General features: G+C 69.8%; 15 protein-coding genes. 13 read left to right on the top strand and 2 right to left on the bottom strand.

The features are described from left to right. The first annotated feature begins 251 nt into the window (after positions 1-251). The 7 genes from STROP_RS03835 (at position 252) to STROP_RS03865 (ending at position 8,672) form a co-directional block, all read left to right on the top strand. Complete coding sequence (locus tag STROP_RS03835) at positions 252-2,657, top strand: sensor histidine kinase (protein WP_026274819.1); 2,406 nt, start codon at positions 252-254, stop codon at positions 2,655-2,657. After that, a complete protein-coding gene (locus tag STROP_RS03840) occupies positions 2,657-3,067 on the top strand; it encodes a roadblock/LC7 domain-containing protein (protein ID WP_011904669.1) in 411 nt (136 codons plus the stop codon). The genes STROP_RS03835 and STROP_RS03840 overlap by 1 nt, the downstream gene beginning before the upstream one ends. 100 nt (positions 3,068-3,167) lie before the next feature. After that, a complete protein-coding gene (locus STROP_RS03845; protein ID WP_011904670.1) occupies positions 3,168-4,448 on the top strand; it encodes an ABC transporter substrate-binding protein in 1,281 nt (426 codons plus the stop codon). 17 nt (positions 4,449-4,465) lie between these two features. Next, on the top strand, positions 4,466-5,263 hold the full coding sequence (locus tag STROP_RS03850; protein ID WP_011904671.1) for a class I SAM-dependent methyltransferase: 798 nt from the start codon (positions 4,466-4,468) through the stop codon (positions 5,261-5,263). A 36-nt stretch (positions 5,264-5,299) separates the two neighbouring features. Then, complete coding sequence (locus tag STROP_RS03855; protein ID WP_011904672.1) at positions 5,300-6,178, top strand: branched-chain amino acid ABC transporter permease; 879 nt, start codon at positions 5,300-5,302, stop codon at positions 6,176-6,178. After that, the gene (locus STROP_RS03860; RefSeq protein ID WP_011904673.1) at positions 6,175-7,161 is read left to right on the top strand and encodes a branched-chain amino acid ABC transporter permease; all 987 of its coding nucleotides are present in this window, start codon (positions 6,175-6,177) and stop codon (positions 7,159-7,161) included. Before STROP_RS03855 ends, STROP_RS03860 begins: the two co-directional genes overlap by 4 nt. Beyond that, the gene (locus STROP_RS03865) at positions 7,158-8,672 is read left to right on the top strand and encodes an ATP-binding cassette domain-containing protein (protein ID WP_011904674.1); all 1,515 of its coding nucleotides are present in this window, start codon (positions 7,158-7,160) and stop codon (positions 8,670-8,672) included. The genes STROP_RS03860 and STROP_RS03865 overlap by 4 nt, the downstream gene beginning before the upstream one ends. A 129-nt stretch (positions 8,673-8,801) precedes the next feature. Here STROP_RS03865 and STROP_RS03870 read toward each other — a convergent pair whose 3' ends face one another. Next, positions 8,802-9,470 carry an esterase/lipase family protein gene (locus STROP_RS03870; protein WP_011904675.1) on the bottom strand — a complete coding sequence of 223 codons (669 nt, stop codon included), beginning with the start codon at positions 9,468-9,470 and terminating at the stop codon, positions 8,802-8,804. 171 nt (positions 9,471-9,641) lie between these two features. Beyond that, positions 9,642-11,267 carry an alkaline phosphatase D family protein gene (locus STROP_RS03875; RefSeq protein WP_011904676.1) on the bottom strand — a complete coding sequence of 542 codons (1,626 nt, stop codon included), beginning with the start codon at positions 11,265-11,267 and terminating at the stop codon, positions 9,642-9,644. Positions 11,268-11,632: 365 nt separating this feature from the next. Here STROP_RS03875 and STROP_RS03880 point away from each other — a divergent pair, with 365 nt between their 5' ends. Genes STROP_RS03880 through STROP_RS03905 form a run of 6 tightly spaced genes read left to right on the top strand, consistent with a single transcriptional unit; the run spans position 11,633 to position 16,808 of the window. Further along, positions 11,633-11,956, top strand: coding sequence for an NADH-quinone oxidoreductase subunit A (locus STROP_RS03880; protein WP_026274817.1), 324 nt, complete (start codon positions 11,633-11,635; stop codon positions 11,954-11,956). Continuing rightward, positions 11,947-13,158, top strand: coding sequence for a hypothetical protein (locus tag STROP_RS03885; protein ID WP_011904678.1), 1,212 nt, complete (start codon positions 11,947-11,949; stop codon positions 13,156-13,158). Before STROP_RS03880 ends, STROP_RS03885 begins: the two co-directional genes overlap by 10 nt. Then, entirely contained in the window at positions 13,151-14,080 is a 930-nt protein-coding gene (locus tag STROP_RS03890) for a complex I subunit 1 family protein (protein WP_011904679.1), read from the top strand. The genes STROP_RS03885 and STROP_RS03890 overlap by 8 nt, the downstream gene beginning before the upstream one ends. A 3-nt stretch (positions 14,081-14,083) precedes the next feature. Further along, the gene (locus tag STROP_RS03895; protein WP_011904680.1) at positions 14,084-14,647 is read left to right on the top strand and encodes an NADH-quinone oxidoreductase subunit J; all 564 of its coding nucleotides are present in this window, start codon (positions 14,084-14,086) and stop codon (positions 14,645-14,647) included. Further along, positions 14,644-14,946, top strand: a complete 303-nt coding sequence (locus STROP_RS03900) for an NADH-quinone oxidoreductase subunit NuoK (protein WP_011904681.1) — start codon at positions 14,644-14,646, stop codon at positions 14,944-14,946. The genes STROP_RS03895 and STROP_RS03900 overlap by 4 nt, the downstream gene beginning before the upstream one ends. Continuing rightward, complete coding sequence (locus STROP_RS03905; RefSeq protein ID WP_011904682.1) at positions 14,943-16,808, top strand: proton-conducting transporter transmembrane domain-containing protein; 1,866 nt, start codon at positions 14,943-14,945, stop codon at positions 16,806-16,808. The genes STROP_RS03900 and STROP_RS03905 overlap by 4 nt, the downstream gene beginning before the upstream one ends. Positions 16,809-16,811: the final 3 nt, after the last annotated feature.

A 16,811-nucleotide genomic window follows, 5' to 3' on the forward strand; every position in this document is an offset into this window, starting at 1 on the left:
CCCGCACCTTATCCTCCATCGAGATTGGCATTCTCCGGACCGCTCATTGGTCAGGGGGTGTACTGCACTAGTCCACTTTGGGGCATTCCTCACGTCTAGTGACTCGCGTCAGCACCGACAGTCGTCGGTCAGCTATCGTCACCTTTGGACGAAGGTCGGCCTCGAGTCTGCACTGGACAGTAGGCAGAGCTCAGTGCGAGTTGTCTCCCCAGCTCCCGCGCGGCCTCGTGAACCAGCGGCATGACCACGGGGTGATGGGCTTGGACAGGACTATGACGCAGAGCTCCAGGGTGCGACCGTGGCGGCTGGCCGACATGCCCGTCCGAGTCAAGGCGGCATTGATCGTGTTGCCGACGGCACTTGCCGCGGTGGTCTCGACCGGATTCGGGCTCTGGTCCTCGGCTGGCGAGGCGGACGCCACCCGACATGCCGGGAGGATGTTCAGCGCGAGCGTCGCGGCTGACGAGCTGACCCAGCGATTGCAGGTCGAGCGGATCATCGCCGTGAGTCTGTTGTTGCCGGAAGCGGAGGTCACCGCCGCGGATTTCGAGCGCGCCGTTCAGGACACTGACCGCGCAGCGTCACGGTTTCACCAGCAGCGGGGTCGCCTCGACGAGCTTCCGTCATCCGTGCAAGCCGTCCTCACCAATGTGGATGCCGCCTTGACCGACGTGGGCACACAACGGCAGCGGATACGGGGCGAGGGTCCGGTGTCACTGTCGGCGGTGGCCTTCGGCTACCAGGGCGTCGTGGCGGACCTGGGCAATCTGCTGCCCACGATGGCGAGAAGCGGGGCCCCTCCGCTCCTCGAGGACGCGATGCGGGTGTCGGCGGCGTTGGCTCGGGCCCGGGAAGCGGTCGGCCAGCAGCAGGTGATGGTGTTGCAGGCGGTGGCGGCCAATCAACTGACGCCGGCGCTGCACGCTGAGATTGTCGCCGCGCGAGCGAGTCACGAGGAAGCGCTACGCGAGTTCGACCTCTCGGCGCGGTCAGGGTGGCGGTCGCTACTGGGGCGGACGATGACCGGCCCGGATGTGCTGGCGGCGGTGCGCCTGGATGGAGTGGTGTCGGGCACCGCACTGTACGAGCCCATGCAGCTGCCGGGTGGTGCCCAGCAGTGGAGTCGCGTGATGACTACTCGGGCGAATCTGCTGGCCGAGGTGCAAACGGTGGTCAACCGCGATATCGCTACTACCGCTGACGACTTGTGGATGGAGCAGGTTCGGGCAGCGGTGCTGCAGGGCATTGTGCTGATAGTGATGCTCGCCCTCGCCGTGCTCACCGCGTTCTGGGTGGCACGATCGCTGGTAAGCCAGCTCTCTGCCTTGGAGCAGGGTGCGCGGCGGGTCGCAAACGTGGAGCTGCCGGGGCTGGTGGAGCGGCTGGGGGCGGCATCGGACCCGGTAGCAGCACAGCGACTGACTGAGGGCACTGGAGCGGTCTCCGTGCCGGTCGTCGGCCGGGACGAGGTGGGCCGGGTAGCGAACGCCTTCAACTTGGTGCTGCGGTCGGCGGTGGACGCAACAGCGGATCAGGCGCGGAGCCGGGTTCTGGTAAGCGCCATGATCACATCGATCGGGCGCCGGGTGCAGGCGTTGACCGAGCGGCTGCTGGGAAGCATCGACACACTTGAACGTGATGAGGAGGATCCGGACCGGCTGGCCCGGCTCTTCGGCGTGGACCAGCAGGCGACTCGGCTGCGACGGTACGGCACGAACTTGTTGATCGTCGCCGGCGGCGGTCCGGGACGATCGCAGCGTCAGCCCGTCGAGCTCGTCGACCTGGTGAACGCGGCGTTGTCGGAAACCGAGGGCTTCGCACGGGTCACGATGGACCGCTTGGTCGAAGCCGAGATCGACGCCCGGGCGGCGGACGCGGTCAAGTCGATCCTCGCGGAGCTGCTGGACAACGCGACCCGGTTCTCTGCGGAGCTGGTGCGGGTGTCCGCTGGGTGGTCCGGGCGTGACGTGCGGATCCTCGTCGCGGATACCGGCCTCGGGCTACCCGCCGTGCAGCTGGAGCGGGCCAACCAGCTATTGGCGAGCTCGGAGCTGGACGTCGCGATCACCGACCAGATGGGCCTGGTCGTGGTCTCCCGCCTGGCGCGGGAGTTCGACATTTCGACCCGCCTTACCAAAACTCAGCCAACTGGCATCACCGCAGAGGTGACTGTCCCGGCGGAGTACGTGACCCGCCTGCGCATCCGCGAGTATGTTGTGCCCGGCCTGACCCGACCGTCCCCGACAGCGGCGCTGTCGCCGCGGGAGGCGACGGTTGAGCTGCCGCTTGTGCGTTCCGCGCAGGGTGCGTTGGCGTTGCCCGCGACGCCGACGCCGCCGGGGGAACGGGAGGCGGTCGCCCGGTCTTCCTGGCTGCACCCGGGAGGCGCCGCCGGCAGCGGGCCCCCAACCGCAGCTGATCCGGCCGTGCCGGACACCGGTGAGGCGACCACTGCTGGCCGTACCGCAGCCGGCTTGCCGCGGCGTCGCCGGCCGGCGCAGATGGCCGGCGGCTCACCAGCACGGTCCACCGGCTCGGAATCCCCCGAATCCTCCGAATCGATCGATCCGGAGGCAATCCGAGCACAGGTCGCCGGCACAATGCGTGGCCTGCGAGCCGCGTCTGTCACCCCTCCCCTCTCGACAGGAGAACGCTGATGAGCGGCACAATCGGTCTGACCTTGAATTCGCAACTGTCGGCAGTGCTCGACGGGCTGGCCAAGCAGATCCCCGCTGTGGCACACGTTGTCGCGGTGTCCGAGGACGGTCTGCTGCTGGCCAGCACCGCTGGTCTGGATCGCGACCGGGGCGACCAACTCGCCGCGATTGTCTCCGGCCTGGTCAGCCTCGCCCGCGGCGCCACCGACCTGCTGGAGACCGGTGGTGTGCAGTTTCAGCTGCTGATGATGCGGGACGGGATCCTCGTCGTGCAGCAGGTGCCCGACGGGTCCTCGCTGGCGGCCCTGGCCCGCACCGACTGCGACCCCTCGCTGGTCGCCTATGAGCTGGCGGCACTCGCGGCGCGAATCGGTGAGCAGGTCAAGCCGGGACCACGCGTGGCGAGCTGACCTGCACCGGGGTTGCCCGGCGTGCAGGGGACCAACGTGCGCGACCGGGCGCCTGGCTGCGCCCCTTCTGAAGCCTCTCGAGGAAAGGACTTCGATCTCTGTGACCTCTCAACAGACCCCAGGCCGGTCTCGATGGCGCGTGGCTGTCGCCGCCGCGCTGCTGACAGCCGTCACCGCCTGCACCGGCTCGAGCCTCGGTGGCGCGGACAACAGCGGTGAGGAGATCCGCATCGGCCTGATCGTGCCGAAGTCCGGCCCCTACAAGTCGGTCGGAGACGACCAGGTTGCCGGGTTTCGGCTGGCCCTGGAGAAGCTGGGCGGCGAGCTCGGCGGTCGACCCGTCAAGGTGATCGAGGCGGACGAGGGCGACGGCAAGGCCACCGCGCTCGCGTCGGCGCGCAAACTGATCGAGCAGGACAAGGTCCTCGCCCTGGTCGGCGGGGCGACCGCGGACACGGTGCAGACCGTGTACCCGCTACTGAAGGAGTCCGGGGTGCCGCTGATCGGCATCGGCGGACGGCCATCAACAGTGGAGGATCCGAGCTACCTCTGGTCCACATCCTGGTTGAGTCAGGAGACCGGCGCCGCGATCGCTGGCTACCTGCGTGAGCAGGTGGGCGATGACCGGGTGTGGGTGATTGGCCCGGACTACATCGGGGGTCACGACCAGATCAACGGGTTCGTGGACGCCTTCCGTGAGGCCGGCGGAAAGCTGGCCAATCCGGGTGGGGAACCGACGTGGACGCCGTGGGCGCCGACGCCGACGACGGAGTTCTCCCCGTATCTGACAAAGATCAAAAATTCCGATGCCGCGGCGGTCTACACCTTCTACGCCGGCACCAGCGCCGTCGAGTTCGTCAAGCAGTACCGGCAGTACGGAGTAGATGTGCCGCTGTACGCCTCAGGCTTCCTGACCGAGGGCGCGCCGCTGGCGGCACTCGGAGAGCAGGCTGCGGGAATCTACACCAGCCTGAACTACTCGACGACGTTGGACAACGCCGCCAACCGTGACTTCGTGCGCCGCTACAGCGCGGCCAACGACGGGGAGCTGCCAAACCTGTTTCACGTCTCCGCCTGGGATGCCGTACTCGTGCTGGACCAGGTCATCACCGAGGCGCTCAACGGCTCGGACACTGCGGCGACGACGGGTACCACCCCGGCCAGTCAGGCCGCTGCCGACGAGGCGACCGGTGGGTTGACATCGGAGTCGCTGACGGCGGCGCTGTCCCGGATCGGCTCGATCGACTCGCCCCGGGGCGCCTGGCAGTTCGGTCCAACAAACCACACCCCGGTGCAGGCGTACTACCTGCGCGAGGTAGCCCAGGACGGACAGGTGTGGGTCAACCGAACCGTGCAGACGCTGACCACCCTCGGTTCCTGAACGGAGTGATTGACGCGATGACGACAACCACCGGGTACATGTTTGACAACTCCACCGATGAGGCCGCCCGCCAGCTGCGGTTTCTCGGTGAGATTCTCGACTCCGGCACCCGCCGGATCCTGACCGAGATCGGTCTGCGGCCGGGGTGGAAGGTCACCGACCTCGGCGCCGGGGCAGGCACGCTGACCAGCTGGCTCGCTGACCAGGTTGGTCCGGGTGGGCACGTTACCGCCGTGGACCTCGACCCCCGCTACATCCCGGCCGGCGCCAACGTCACCGTGCGCGCCGGGGACATCCGCACTATGGAGCTGGACGGGTCACAGCAGGCGGTGGTGGCCCGGCTGGTGCTGATGCACCTGCCCGAACGGGAGCAGGTCCTGGCCCAGCTGGTGCACGCGCTCGCCCCCGGTGGGGCGATCGTGGTGGAGGACTGGGACTGCACGTGGCGGGACATGATTCGCCGTAGCCCCAGCCCCCGTGCGACCCAGTTGGTGGAGCAGTTCCAGGAATGCCTGCAGTCGTTCGGGGAGTCCCGTGGGGCGGACATGGGCTGGGCCAAACGAGCGCAGGAAGCGATGCTGCGGCTCGGTCTGATGGACGTGGAGAGCCGCATCGAGTCGCGCTCGTGGTACGGCGGCACCGGCATCTGCCTGCTGCACCGATCCAATTCGATCCAGCGCGAGCCCCAGCTACTCGAGGCGGGCATGACCCACGAGGACCTGGCCGAGCTGCGGCAGGTGCTGATGGACCCGGAGCTGGTGCTGTCGGGCTACCTGATGCACAGCACCGTCGGCCGCCGCCCCAGCCCGGCCTGACCGGCTGCCCCGGTACGAACGGAAGGGAGGAGTGCCGTGGGCCTGAACGTGCTGTTCAACCCCTACACGATGACCGCGCTGGACGGTGTCGCGTACGGGCTGCTGCTGTTCACCATCGCCGCCGGACTCACGCTGATCGTTGGCGTCGCCGGCGTTTTCTCGATGGCCCACGGCACCCTCTACCTCGCCGGTGCCTACCTCGCCTGGCAACTCGCCGACGGCGGCTGGACCGGTCTCGCCCTCGCGCTTGCTGTCGCGGTGCTGTTGGGCGCCCTGGGGGGAGCTGGCCTGGCCGCCGTGGTGCGCCCGCTCATTGATCGGCCCCTGGATCAGGTACTCGCCACCCTCGGTATCGCCTACATCGCCGCCGATCAGTTCAACCAGGTCTTCGGCGCGGAACCGCGCTCGGTCGATCCACCCCGGGCGGTCGCCGGCTCGGTCATCCTCGGCGACTACCAGTACCCGATCTACCGCTTGCTCTTCATTGCGATCGGCCTCGTGGTGGTGGGGGGGCTCTTCTGGCTCGTCGAACGCTCCCGTGCTGGTGCGGTCGTCCGCGCGGTGGTCGCCGACCCGGGGATGGCGGCCGCGACCGGACTGCGGACCAGTGCCGTACGGGTGGGCGTCTTGGTCGGTGGGGGAGTCCTTGCCGTCGGCGCCGGGGTGGTGGGCGCACCGGTCATCGGCCCGTCGCCCGGGGTGGACACCACGGTTCTGGCCTACTCGTTGATCGTCTGCGTCGTCGGTGGTCTCGGCAGTATCCGGGGTGCGCTGCTCGCCGCGCTCGGGGTTGGACAGACCCTCACCCTCGGCGTCGCGATCGTCCCAGGCGCCGCCGCGTTCATCCTCGCCGCCGCCATGCTCGTTGCGCTCACCGTCCGGCATCGCACCGCACTCCCGGGACAGCCCGCATGAGCGCGACTCGCACTCCGGTCGCCACCGGCACCCCGGACCGTCGGGCACGTCGACTGCCGCGATGGAGTCTGCCCGCCCTCGGGGCCCTGGGCCTGGTGGCGGCGGTGACGCTACCGTGGCTGGTCAACGGGTACGTGATCGCGCTCGCCGCGACCGCTCTGGTCATGGCCGTGCTCGCGATGAGCGCCCAACTGTTGGTGGGTTGGGCCGGGCTGTCGCCGTTGGGGCAGGCTGGCTATCTGGTCGTCGGCGCGTACACCGCCGCGAGCGTCGCAACGTTGACCAACCTTGGCCCGGTCCAGCTGCTCGCGGCCACCGCAGCTGGGGCGATCGCCGCCGCCGTCACCGGCTGCCTGGCGGTACGGGCCCGTGGTATCCCCTTCCTCATGGTCACCTTCGGCCTGGGTGAGCTGGTCCACGCTGCCGCCAACCAATGGGCTCCCGGCGGCAGCGAAGGCACCCACACCTCGCCCGTCGTCGCACTGCCCGGCCTGCCGGCGATGGTCCGCCCCGGCTGGGTCTACCTGTATGTGCTGGCCTGCACTCTGGTCGTCGGTGTTGCCGTGGCGATCCTCGTGCGGACCCGATTCGCGCTGCTCCTGCGGGGCATCGCTGCCCACGAGCCCCGGGTGCAGGCGGCCGGGCACCACACCAACCGCCTACTGCTCGCCGCCTACACGATTGCCGGTGGCATCGCTGGCGCGGCCGGCGCGTTGACCATCGCGGTCACCCGTTACGTCTCACCTGCTGACGCTGCCATGGGTGTCTCCGCCCTCGCGCTGGCCGCCGCCCTCATCGGGTCGGGCAGCATGCTCGGTGCCGGCGCCGGGGCCGTTCTCCTCGTCGCCGCCCGGGACTGGGCCAGCGGGCTGCTCGGCGGCCACGGCCCCACCCTGCTCGGCCTCTGCTTCCTCCTGTTGGCCTACCTGCCTCGGCTTCGCCAGGCCGGCCGTACCCTTCGACTTTCCCGGAGGCGGACGTGACCACCGCGCTACTACGCCTTGCGGCGGTCAGCCACTCCTACGGCGCCCGCCGCGCGGTTGACGAGGTCACCGTTGAGTTGCCGGTGGGGGCCCGGCACGCAATCATCGGTCCGAACGGGGCCGGTAAGTCCACGCTGCTGCATCTCGTGGCCGGGACCCTGCGCCCTACCGCAGGTCAGATCCACTACGCCGGGGCGGACATCTCTCGTTGGTCGGCACCCCGCCGTGCCCGCGCCGGCATCGCCCGCACCTGGCAACACCCCGCCCTCGCCCACCCCCTCACGGCCGTGCAGAACGTGCTGCTCGCCGTCCCCGGGCAGCGCCTCTCGGCGCTGCGTCCCCGCCCCTGGGCGGTGCTGGCTGCCCGAACCGCACTCACTCAGGTCGGCCTCGCCGAGCACGCCGACCGACCTGCCGCACAGCTCGCCTACGGCGACCAACGCCGTCTGGAGATCGCTGTCGCGCTCGCGGCCCAGCCTCGGCTGCTGCTGCTCGACGAGCCCTCCGCCGGCCTCGCCGTCGGCGAGGTCACCCGGTTGGCCGAGCTGATCCGTGCCCTCTCCGCCGACATCACCGTGCTGTTGGTCGATCACAATCTCGACTTTGTCGCCGCCGTGGCCGACACCGTGACGGTCCTGCACCACGGCCAGCATGTGGCCACCGGAGCTCCCGCCATGATTCGTGAGCACCCCGAGGTGCGCCGGGTCTACCTCGGCACCGACGTTCCCACGAGCCCGGCGGTGAGCAGCGCCCCGGAGCGCCCGGCGGCCGCCGCGGCGGGTACGCCCGTCCTGCGCGTGCGTAACCTGCGCGCGGGCTACGTCGGTGCATCCACGCTCACCGACATCACCCTCGACGTGCGAGCCGGGCGGGTGACCGCAGTTGTCGGCCGCAACGGTGCCGGCAAGTCCACCCTGCTCAACGCCCTCGCCGGGCTGCACCCGACCGAGCCGGGTACCGAAATCCTCCTGCACGGGCAGCCGTTGACCGGATGGGACGCCCGCCGCCGTGCCCGCGCCGGACTTGGAATCGTCCCGCAGGGGCGTCGCCTCTTCGCCGGACTCACCGTCAGTGAGCACCTCACGCTGCCGCGGCCGCGCTCCCGTTCCGGGGCCGTCGACACCGATCAGGTCCTCGACCTGTTCCCGGCGCTTGCACAGCGGCGCCGGCACCGGCCCCACCAGCTCTCCGGGGGTGAGCAGCAGATGCTGGCCCTCGCCCGTGCACTGCTCGCCGGCCCCGATGTGCTGCTGCTCGACGAGCCCTCCGAAGGGCTCGCCCCCGCGATCGTCGGCCAGCTGGCAACGATCGTTGCTGGCCTCGCCGCCGCCGGTACCGCTGTTCTGCTCGCCGAGCAGAACCTCGCCCTGGCCTGTCAGGTTGGGCACGATATCGCCGTCCTCGACCGCGCCCGAATCGTCCGCCAGATCGCGACCACCGAAATTCGCGAGTACCCCACCGAGCTGCATGACCTACTCACCGTCCCAACCGCTGCTCCGATGCCGGGTTGACTGCGTGGCCAAACATGATCGGCGAGGGGCTGCCGGGTGACCTTCGGCGGGGCGGAGGTGAACAGCGGCCAGGGGCGAGTTCTCAGCTGATCGAGACTGTGCCCCTGACCGGCTGTCCGGTCGCGCTTGCTAGGCGATGAAGTCTCGGACCTTGATGTAGTTGCTCGAGTCGTCGTTCATGCCAGTGTGCCCCTTGCAACCCACGGAGGTGTTTACCGCGCCATCCAGCTTCGCCGAACTGTCGGGATTGATCAGCGCGTCGCAGGTTGACCAGAGGGTGGCGTAGTTCACGTTCCCCGGGGTTTCGTCGCCGGAGTTCAGAGAGTCGAGGAAGCTGCTGCCCCGAACCATTTCCTTGCACGACTGGTAGAAGGAGCAGAACCAGGACACGTCGGTGCCGTGATTGACGCCGGCGACTGAGACGAAGTCATCCACGGTGGCTGTCCCGCCACCGTTCTTGATGTACCAGCGAGAGCTCAGGGCGCCCATCGAGTGAGCAACGATATCAATCTTGGTGGCGCCGGTCGCGTCGAGCACGTCCTGCACCTTGTCGATGAGCTTCGCGCCGGTGGTCGCGTTGGACTGTTTCCAGTCGTAGGACCAGGTGTATAGCTCGGAGCTCTGGTAGCCGTCCGCCTTGAACTTGTTGATCCAGGTGTTCCAGGTGCTGGCGGAGCTGCTCAGGCCGTGGACGAAGAGGACGGGATTGCGGACCGCGGCCTGCGCAGCAGACGGGGCCACCAGCGCCGCCGTTGCCACCAGGACGGTGGCGATGGCAGTACGGACGAAGCGTCTCATGGGGGTCTCTTTCGATCCAGGCAGGTCCAAACGGGTGGGCGTCGGACCTGGCGGTGGTGGGTGGGAGACTATCCAGTGACGAACGTCAATGTCACATGAGAGTGATCGGGGGTGCTAGTGGTGCAATGTTTCGATCGGGTAACACTGGTGAGTGTCCAGTGTTAACCCGGTTCAGGACAGTGGGGAACTCTCTTGGCGTAGCTTCGCCGACCCGGCACCGACCGACCAGCCGGCCACCCACTGGCTGGACGTGGTCGGCTTGGTCCGGTCCGCCAGGTGATACCAGTCCATGCGGCATGCTGTTCTGGTTACCTCCAGTACGCCGTAGCCGTGCCCGTCCAACTCGGTCCACCGCACGTGCGGGTTGGTCGCGCGGATCAAGCTCGCCCCGAGCTTGCTGACCGCGTTGTCAGGGCGTAGCCGCAGGAAGTCGTCCACGTTGTCCGTGGTCACCGATGGCACCACGAACTCGGCGGCGGCTGGCGACCATGGGCCGGTAGACTTTGTCGTGATTTCGTTGGCCCACGAGGTGTGGATGTCCCCGGTGAGGAAGACGACATCGTGCGTGTCGGTGGCGCGTAGGTGATCGACCAGGTCGTTACGGTCGGCGTTGTAGCCGTCCCACTGGTCGGTGTTGAGCACCACGCCGTTCTGCGACATGCCCAGCAGCTCGGCCAGCGGGCCGAGAAGCCAGGCGGGAAGTGTGCCGACATCGAGACGAGAGATCATCACTGAGCTGCCGACCAGCTTCCACCGCGCGTCGGAGGTGGCCAGACCGCTCTTCAGCCAGGTCATCTGCTCCTCGCCGGTAATCGTCCGGTCCGGGTCGTCAACACCACCCCAGTTCTGCTTGGACCGGTACGTCCGTAGGTCCAGCATGGAGAGGTCGGCGAGTCGACCGAAACGGAGCCGACGGTAGATCGCCCCGTCCACGCCCGCGCGTACGGGCATCCACTCCAGGTACGCCTGTCGCGCCGCAGCCAACCGAGCGGCGAAGTCGCCCTCGTCACCCGGCGTGTGGTTTTCTGCGCCTCCGGACCACTGGTTGTTGGCAACCTCGTGGTCGTCCCAGGTGATCGCCCACGGTAGTGCGGCATGTAGGGCCTGTAGGTCCGGGTCGGTCTTGTAGGTGGCGTGCCGGATGCGGTAGTCGGCCAGGGTGAGCGTCTCGTGCGGTGGGCTGACCGGCCGGATGACCTGACCTCCGGTACCGAGCTCTCCGGTGCCGTACTCGTAGAGGTAGTCGCCGAGGTGCACGACGAGGTTCAGGTCGCCCCGCTCGGCCAGGTACCGGTACGCCGCGAAGTAGCCGCCTTCCCAGTTCGAGCAGGAGACCACCCCCAGTCGCAATCGGTCAATCTCGGCGTCCAGGTCCGGCGCGGTCATCGTTCGGCCGGTCGGGGACCACCCCCCGTCGTAGCCGAAGCGGTACCAGTACGTGGTGGCCGGCTCCAGTCCGGATACCTCGACGCGAACGGTGTGGTCTCGTGCGGGTCCGGTGCGGATCGTCCCCTGTGCCAGTGACGTGGTGAAGTCTGGATCGGCGGAAATCTGCCAGGACACCTGCGCCTCGGGGCCGTGGCCGGAGCCGGGTTGGGCCGCCTCGGTCGGAGTCAGCCGGGTCCAGAGCAGGACCCCGTTGGGCAGGGGGTCGCCGGAGGCGACACCGTGCCGGAATGCGCCCCCGGCAGCCTGGGCGGGGTTGCCGCCGGCGACGGTAGCGCTGGCGAGCGCGGCGGTGCCGGCGGATGCGCCGGCCACGCGGAGCAGGGTACGACGATCAATTTCATTCACCATGGTCTATGTGTACCGGACTCCGCCTCGGGTTCGCTACCGCTGGCTGCGGTGTCGGTGGGGTCGTCGTACCAGGGAGTCCACTCTGTCATGTCGGAGGAGTCACGTCGGTCAATCTTGGGCGGCGTGCAGGTGGCTGGCTGGTGAACGCCCCCTTCGGCGTCGTATCTCTGTTCGGGGAGCGCCGGAGGGGTGGTGTGGCGTCTGTGGCGCCCCGCCCGGTCTCGGGAGGTCGCGGTGGTGGGACCCGTTCGGGTGAGGGGGGTGCACGCTCGGACGGATTGTCTTGTTTCAACCCTAATGTGAAAGTGCGCCCTCGTGGGCGGGGCAGGGCGGGGTGAAGCGCGATGTACGCAGGGGCGGCGGGAATGGCGCTGGTCGCCGTGGTGGTGGTTGCGGGCTGCTACCTGGCGCACGGTGCGCTGACGATCGCTCGACGGCCGCTGCTGGCCGCGCCGTTCCAGTCCGGCTGGCGTCCCGAGGAGCACGCCCTGTCCCGGTACCACGTCCGTTGGTATCTGGCGACGTTGCTGTTCCTGGCGTTCGACGTGGAGATGCTGTTCATGTACCCGTGGGCGGTGGTCGTCGCCGAGCTGGGGGCCACCGCCGTGGTGGAGATGTTCGTCTTCCTGGCGGGTGTGCTTGTCGCGGTGGTGTGGGCCTGGCGGGAAGGCGCGCTGCGATGGGTGTGAGCGGTGCGCTGGCGCGGCTCGCCGTCCGGCACTCCCATCTGCTGGTCATCGAGGTGCCCGGGCACTGGCTGACCCGGGTCGCAGTCGAGCGGCTCGCGGGCATCCGGGGGTGGCGGCTGGCGGTGTCGCCGGCTGACGCCGACATCCTGGCGGTGTGTGGATCGCCCGGACCAGAGCTGGCGCTGGCGGCGGTGAGCCTGTGGGAGCAGCTGCCCGGGCCGCGTGCCCGGATCGATGTCGCCGCGCCGGATCTGGTGGCCGCGGCCCTGGACCAGGCGGACGCCGTCCTGCGGGATACGGCACGCCAACGGAGGGACAGCACCGCCCGCGACGGGCAGGGGTCCCACGATGGCGAAGATCCGGCAGCGTCGGGCCGCGACGATCCGGCAGCCGCGCGCCACGAGCGCCCAGCAACCGCGTACGGAGGGCACCCGACGGACTGGCGCGGTGCATGCTCAGCGGTGCGGGGCGATGCCATGGGCCCCGCCGCGATCGAGTCAGCACCGCGTGGTGCCATCGCCCTGGCGCACGGCGGCGAGGATCGCGACGGGCTGGAGATGGACGTGCTGCACGTGCGGCTCGGCCCGGTGCTGCCGGACTGGCCCGCCGGCCTGGTCCTCCGCGCTCACCTGCACGGCGACCTCATCGTCGAGGCGCAGGCGGGTGTCGTTGACGCTGGGCAGGGCGGGTACGCCAGCGGTGCTCACGTAGTCGGTGGTGACACATCCGGCGAGGCCAGTCAAGACGTCGGAGAGTTCGCTGCCCAACGTTGCGACAACGCGGCTCGGGTGCTGGCGCTGGCGGGCTGGCAGGACGCGGCAGGACGGGCCCGCGCCGTCCGCGATCGATTCCTGACCGGCGAGTGGTCGGTGGCGACCACGGAGTTGGCGCGGCTGCGGCGCCGGGTACGCCGCTCGGGGCTGCTCCGCTGGTCGCTGCGGAGGGTGGGGCCACTGCTCCCCGGCGAGCTGGCCCGGTTGGGGCTCGCCCCGGAGCTCACCGGTGACGTGTGGGACCGACTCAACGGCATGCTCGACCGGGCGGTCGCCGCGGTCGGCGGTTCCGGCAGTGTCGTGGTCAGCCTGCCGGTCACACCGCCGGCAGCGGTCGCCGGCGTCGTATCCGGTTGGGACGTGGCCACCGCCCGGCTCATCGTGGCCAGCCTCGACATCGCTGCGCTGGGTACGGTCCGAGATGGCTGAAGCGCCGACCGTGGTCTCCGGTGGCTGGGCGCCGGTCGCGGCGGGGTTGCTGGGGGCGCTCGTGGTCGCCGCGGCGCTGCTCGACGGGGTCCTGGCCGGCCGGGCCGCTGGTGCCCGGTCCGGATTGGGGCGGCCGGTGGGTGAGATGGCCCGGTTGCTACGGCAGCGCCGGCGAACCACCGTCGCCGCGGACCGCCTGCTGTGGCGGATCGGCGGGGCGGGGCTACTCGGCATGGCGCTGATGATCGTCACGGTGGTGCCACTCGGGCGGTGGACCCTGTTCGACCTCGGCGTCGGGGTGGTGTGGGTGAACGCACTCGACGTCCTGGCGTGGGCGTTCGTGTGGCTAACCGGGTGGGGAGCCAACTCCGCGTACTCGCTGGTTGGGGGCTACCGGTTCCTGGCACACGGGTTGGCGTACGAGTTGCCGCTGATGTTCGCGCTGGTGGCGCCGGCGGTTGCGGCGTCCAGTCTGCGGGTGGGGGAGGTCGCCGCCGCGCAGCAGGGGTTGTGGTTCGTGGTGTGGATGCCGGTGGCCTTCGTCGTCTACTGCCTCGGCGTGGTGGCCATCGCGGTGTGGGGGCCCTTCTCGCCGGCTCTTGGTGGCGACATAGCGGGTGGAGTGACGGCGGAGCTCTCCGGTGTGGATCGACTGGTGTTTCTGGCCGGCCGGTACGCGCTGCTGGCGGCGGGTGCCGCCTTCGCCGTACCGATGTTCCTCGGTGGTGGGGCCGGGCCGCTGCTGCCGGCCTGGGCCTGGGTGTTGGTGAAGGCCACGGTGCTGCTGGCGGTGCTGGTGTGGCTGCGCCGCCGGGTGCCCGCGCTACGTCCGGACATGTTCATGGAGGTGGGCTGGCTGGTGCTGCTGCCGGCGGTGCTGCTGCAGGACCTTCTGGTCGCCGTCATCGTGATCGGGAGCTGAGGCATGGTCACCCACGTCGTCTTCTGGGGCCTCGCGGTCGTCGCGGTGCTCGCCGGGGTCGCCGTCTTCGTCGTCGACTCGATGGCCCGTGCCAGCTACTCCCTGGCGCTGTCCTTCATCGCGGTCGGTCTTCAGGTGCTCCTGCTCCAGCAGCTCTACGTCGGCGTGTTGGTCATTCTGATGATGGTGATGGAGATGGCGATCATGGCCGTCTACATGAACATGTTTATGGGAATGAATCCGGCGATGATGCCGATGAACATGGTCCACGGTGCCCGTCATGCCCTACCGGTGTCGGTCGGGGTGTTTCTCCTCCTGGCTGCCGGGGCGCTGTTCGCGCCGTGGCCGAGCCGTCGTGGCAGCCCTCCCGACGATGTCACCGCCGCCCTCGGCACCGAGCTGATGGGTCCGAAGATGTTGGCCATGGCCGTGGTGGGTGCGGTCATGGCGGTCACCATCGTCAGCGGGGTCGTCCTGGCCGCGCACCGTACCCGCTACGACCGTTTCGGGGACGACCTTCGTCACCGCCGGGCAGCTGATCCGCAGCCGGGAGGGGTGGGACGGTGACGGTACGGACTGTGCTGCTGGTGGCCGCGGCTCTGATCTCCGTCGGCTTGTACGGCGCCCTGTCCCAACAGGTCGTGGTGATGGTGATGATGGGCCTGGAGCTGATGCTCAACGGCCTGATCCTCGCTGTGGCCGGGCTGTGGTGGTTCTGCGCCCCCGACCCGTCCGGGCAGGTGCTGCTCCTGGTCGTCCTCGCGGCGATGACGGTCGAGATGGCGATGGGCTTCGCCGTGGCCACTCAGCTGCACCGCCTACGGCGGTCGGATCTGACCGACACGGCCGCGGACCTGTCCGGATGACCGCGCTCGGAACGTCAGCGTTGTGGGCGGTGGTCGGCTTGCCCGCCACCGCCGGTGCCGTGCTGGTCCTCGCCCGGCCCAGGGACCGGGTCGCGGTGCGGGTCGCGTTGGCGGTCGCGGTCACGGCGGTGCTGCTGTCAGCGCTGGTTGCCGTCGCCCGGCCGACGGTGGCGGTGCCGTTCCTGGCCGGCGCGGACTTCGTCCTGACGGTGGATGGGCTGGCCGCGCTGGTCCTGCCGACGGTGTTGGTGGTGACGCTGCTGGTGCTGGTGGCCGCCGTCGGCGAGGAACTTACCCCGGCGGCGCGGTTCCACGGCCTGATGCTGCTGTTCGCCGCCTCGGCCGCGCTCACCGTCACGGCGGGCACTCTGCCGACGTTGCTGTTCGCCTGGGAGTTGATGGGTGCCGCGTCGTACGCGTTGATCGGGTTTCGGTGGTGGGAGGAGGCCCGGGTGTCGGCCGGCTTCACGGCGCTTGTCACCACCCGTACTGGAGATCTTGGCCTCTATCTGGCGGCCGGGGCGGCCCTGGCCGGGGGCGGGGGCCTGGCCCTGGCCGACCTCGCCGGCAGCAGCCCGGGGTGGCGGCACGTCGTGGCAGCAGGAGTCCTGGTCGCGGCGCTCGGCAAGGCCGCACAGCTACCGTTCTCCTTCTGGCTGTCCAGGGCGATGGCCGGGCCGAGTCCGGTCAGCGCGCTGCTGCACTCCGCGGCGATGGTGGCGATGGGCGGCTACCTGCTACTGCGGACGCAGCCGCTGCTGGCCGCCACCGGCTGGGCCCCTTCGGTGACCATGTGGGTCGGCGCGGGGACCGCGCTGCTGCTCGGCGCGGTCGCGTTGGCCCAGCACGACCTGAAGCAACTCCTCGCCGCCTCCACCTGCGCACAGCTCGGGTTCGTGGTGTTGGCCGCTGGGGCCGGCGCGGTGGCGGGCGGCGCCGCGCACCTGGTGGCGCACGCCGCGGTCAAGGCGCTGTTGTTCCTCGCCGCCGGAGCGTGGCTAACCGCGCTGGGCACCAAACAGCTCGCCGGCCTGGCCGGGGTGACCCGGCGATGGATGCTGGTCGGTTGGTCGGCGACGGTCGGGCTGCTCGCCTTGGCTGGGATCGCGCCGCTGTCACTCTGGGCGACCAAGGATTCCATCCTCGCTGCCGTACGCGAGGAGTCGACGGTGGTGTACACGGTTGGCCTCGCGGCGGCAGCGCTCTCCGCCGCCTACGCGGGGAAGGTTCTCGTGGTGATCTGGCGGCGGGTCCCCGCTGGCCAGCAGGGCGCGGTGGACGCGTACCGCGACCAGGAGGAGTCCGGAACCGGGCGAGTTCCCCTGGCCGGATGGTTGCCGCTGTTGGTGCTGGCCGTCGCCGCCGCGGGCGCCGGGTTGCTGGCACTGCCACCGATCGGCGCGGTGGTAGCCCACGCCGTTGGCCAGCCCGGCGGCTACCGGCCGGTGCCGGTGCTGGAACTGGTCGCGTCGGCGCTGATCGCCCTGGCGGTCCTCGTCGTGGTGACACGGTGGCGGGCACCGGAACCGCGCTGGGCGCGGCGGTGGCTGGGTCTTCGATACGCGGCTTCGGTTCTGGTGGCGGGTCCGGCCCTGGCGGTCGGTACGGCGGCAGCTCGGTTCGACGACCGGGTGCTGGACCGGAGCGTTGCGCAGGCGGCGCGTGCCACGGCCATCCTGGCCCGGCGGGCCGCGCAGGTCGATCAGCGCCGGGTCGACCGGATGGTGGAGGTTGTCGCCGCCGGACTGCGGCGGCTGGGGCACCTCGCCCGGCGGCCGCAGACCGGGCAACTGCACCAGTACTACCTCCAGGCCGTGGTGGTGCTCGTCGTCGGTGTCGTCGTCCTCGTGGTGCTGGGGTAGCCG

The organism is Salinispora tropica CNB-440, from assembly GCF_000016425.1.
Classification (GTDB): domain Bacteria; phylum Actinomycetota; class Actinomycetes; order Mycobacteriales; family Micromonosporaceae; genus Micromonospora; species Micromonospora tropica.

What these genes read in the sequence shown, in the direction of transcription:
- STROP_RS03840 (WP_011904669.1), top strand. Translation starts at nt 2,657, where the DNA reads ATGAGCGGCACAATCGGTCTGACCTTGAATTCGCAACTGTCGGCAGTG.
- STROP_RS03850 (WP_011904671.1), top strand. Translation starts at nt 4,466, where the DNA reads ATGACGACAACCACCGGGTACATGTTTGACAACTCCACCGATGAGGCC.
- STROP_RS03860 (WP_011904673.1), top strand. Translation starts at nt 6,175, where the DNA reads ATGAGCGCGACTCGCACTCCGGTCGCCACCGGCACCCCGGACCGTCGG.
- STROP_RS03870 (WP_011904675.1), bottom strand. Translation starts at nt 9,470, where the DNA reads ATGAGACGCTTCGTCCGTACTGCCATCGCCACCGTCCTGGTGGCAACG.
- STROP_RS03875 (WP_011904676.1), bottom strand. Translation starts at nt 11,267, where the DNA reads ATGGTGAATGAAATTGATCGTCGTACCCTGCTCCGCGTGGCCGGCGCA.
- STROP_RS03880 (WP_026274817.1), top strand. Translation starts at nt 11,633, where the DNA reads ATGGCGCTGGTCGCCGTGGTGGTGGTTGCGGGCTGCTACCTGGCGCAC.
- STROP_RS03885 (WP_011904678.1), top strand. Translation starts at nt 11,947, where the DNA reads ATGGGTGTGAGCGGTGCGCTGGCGCGGCTCGCCGTCCGGCACTCCCAT.
- STROP_RS03890 (WP_011904679.1), top strand. Translation starts at nt 13,151, where the DNA reads ATGGCTGAAGCGCCGACCGTGGTCTCCGGTGGCTGGGCGCCGGTCGCG.
- STROP_RS03895 (WP_011904680.1), top strand. Translation starts at nt 14,084, where the DNA reads ATGGTCACCCACGTCGTCTTCTGGGGCCTCGCGGTCGTCGCGGTGCTC.
- STROP_RS03905 (WP_011904682.1), top strand. Translation starts at nt 14,943, where the DNA reads ATGACCGCGCTCGGAACGTCAGCGTTGTGGGCGGTGGTCGGCTTGCCC.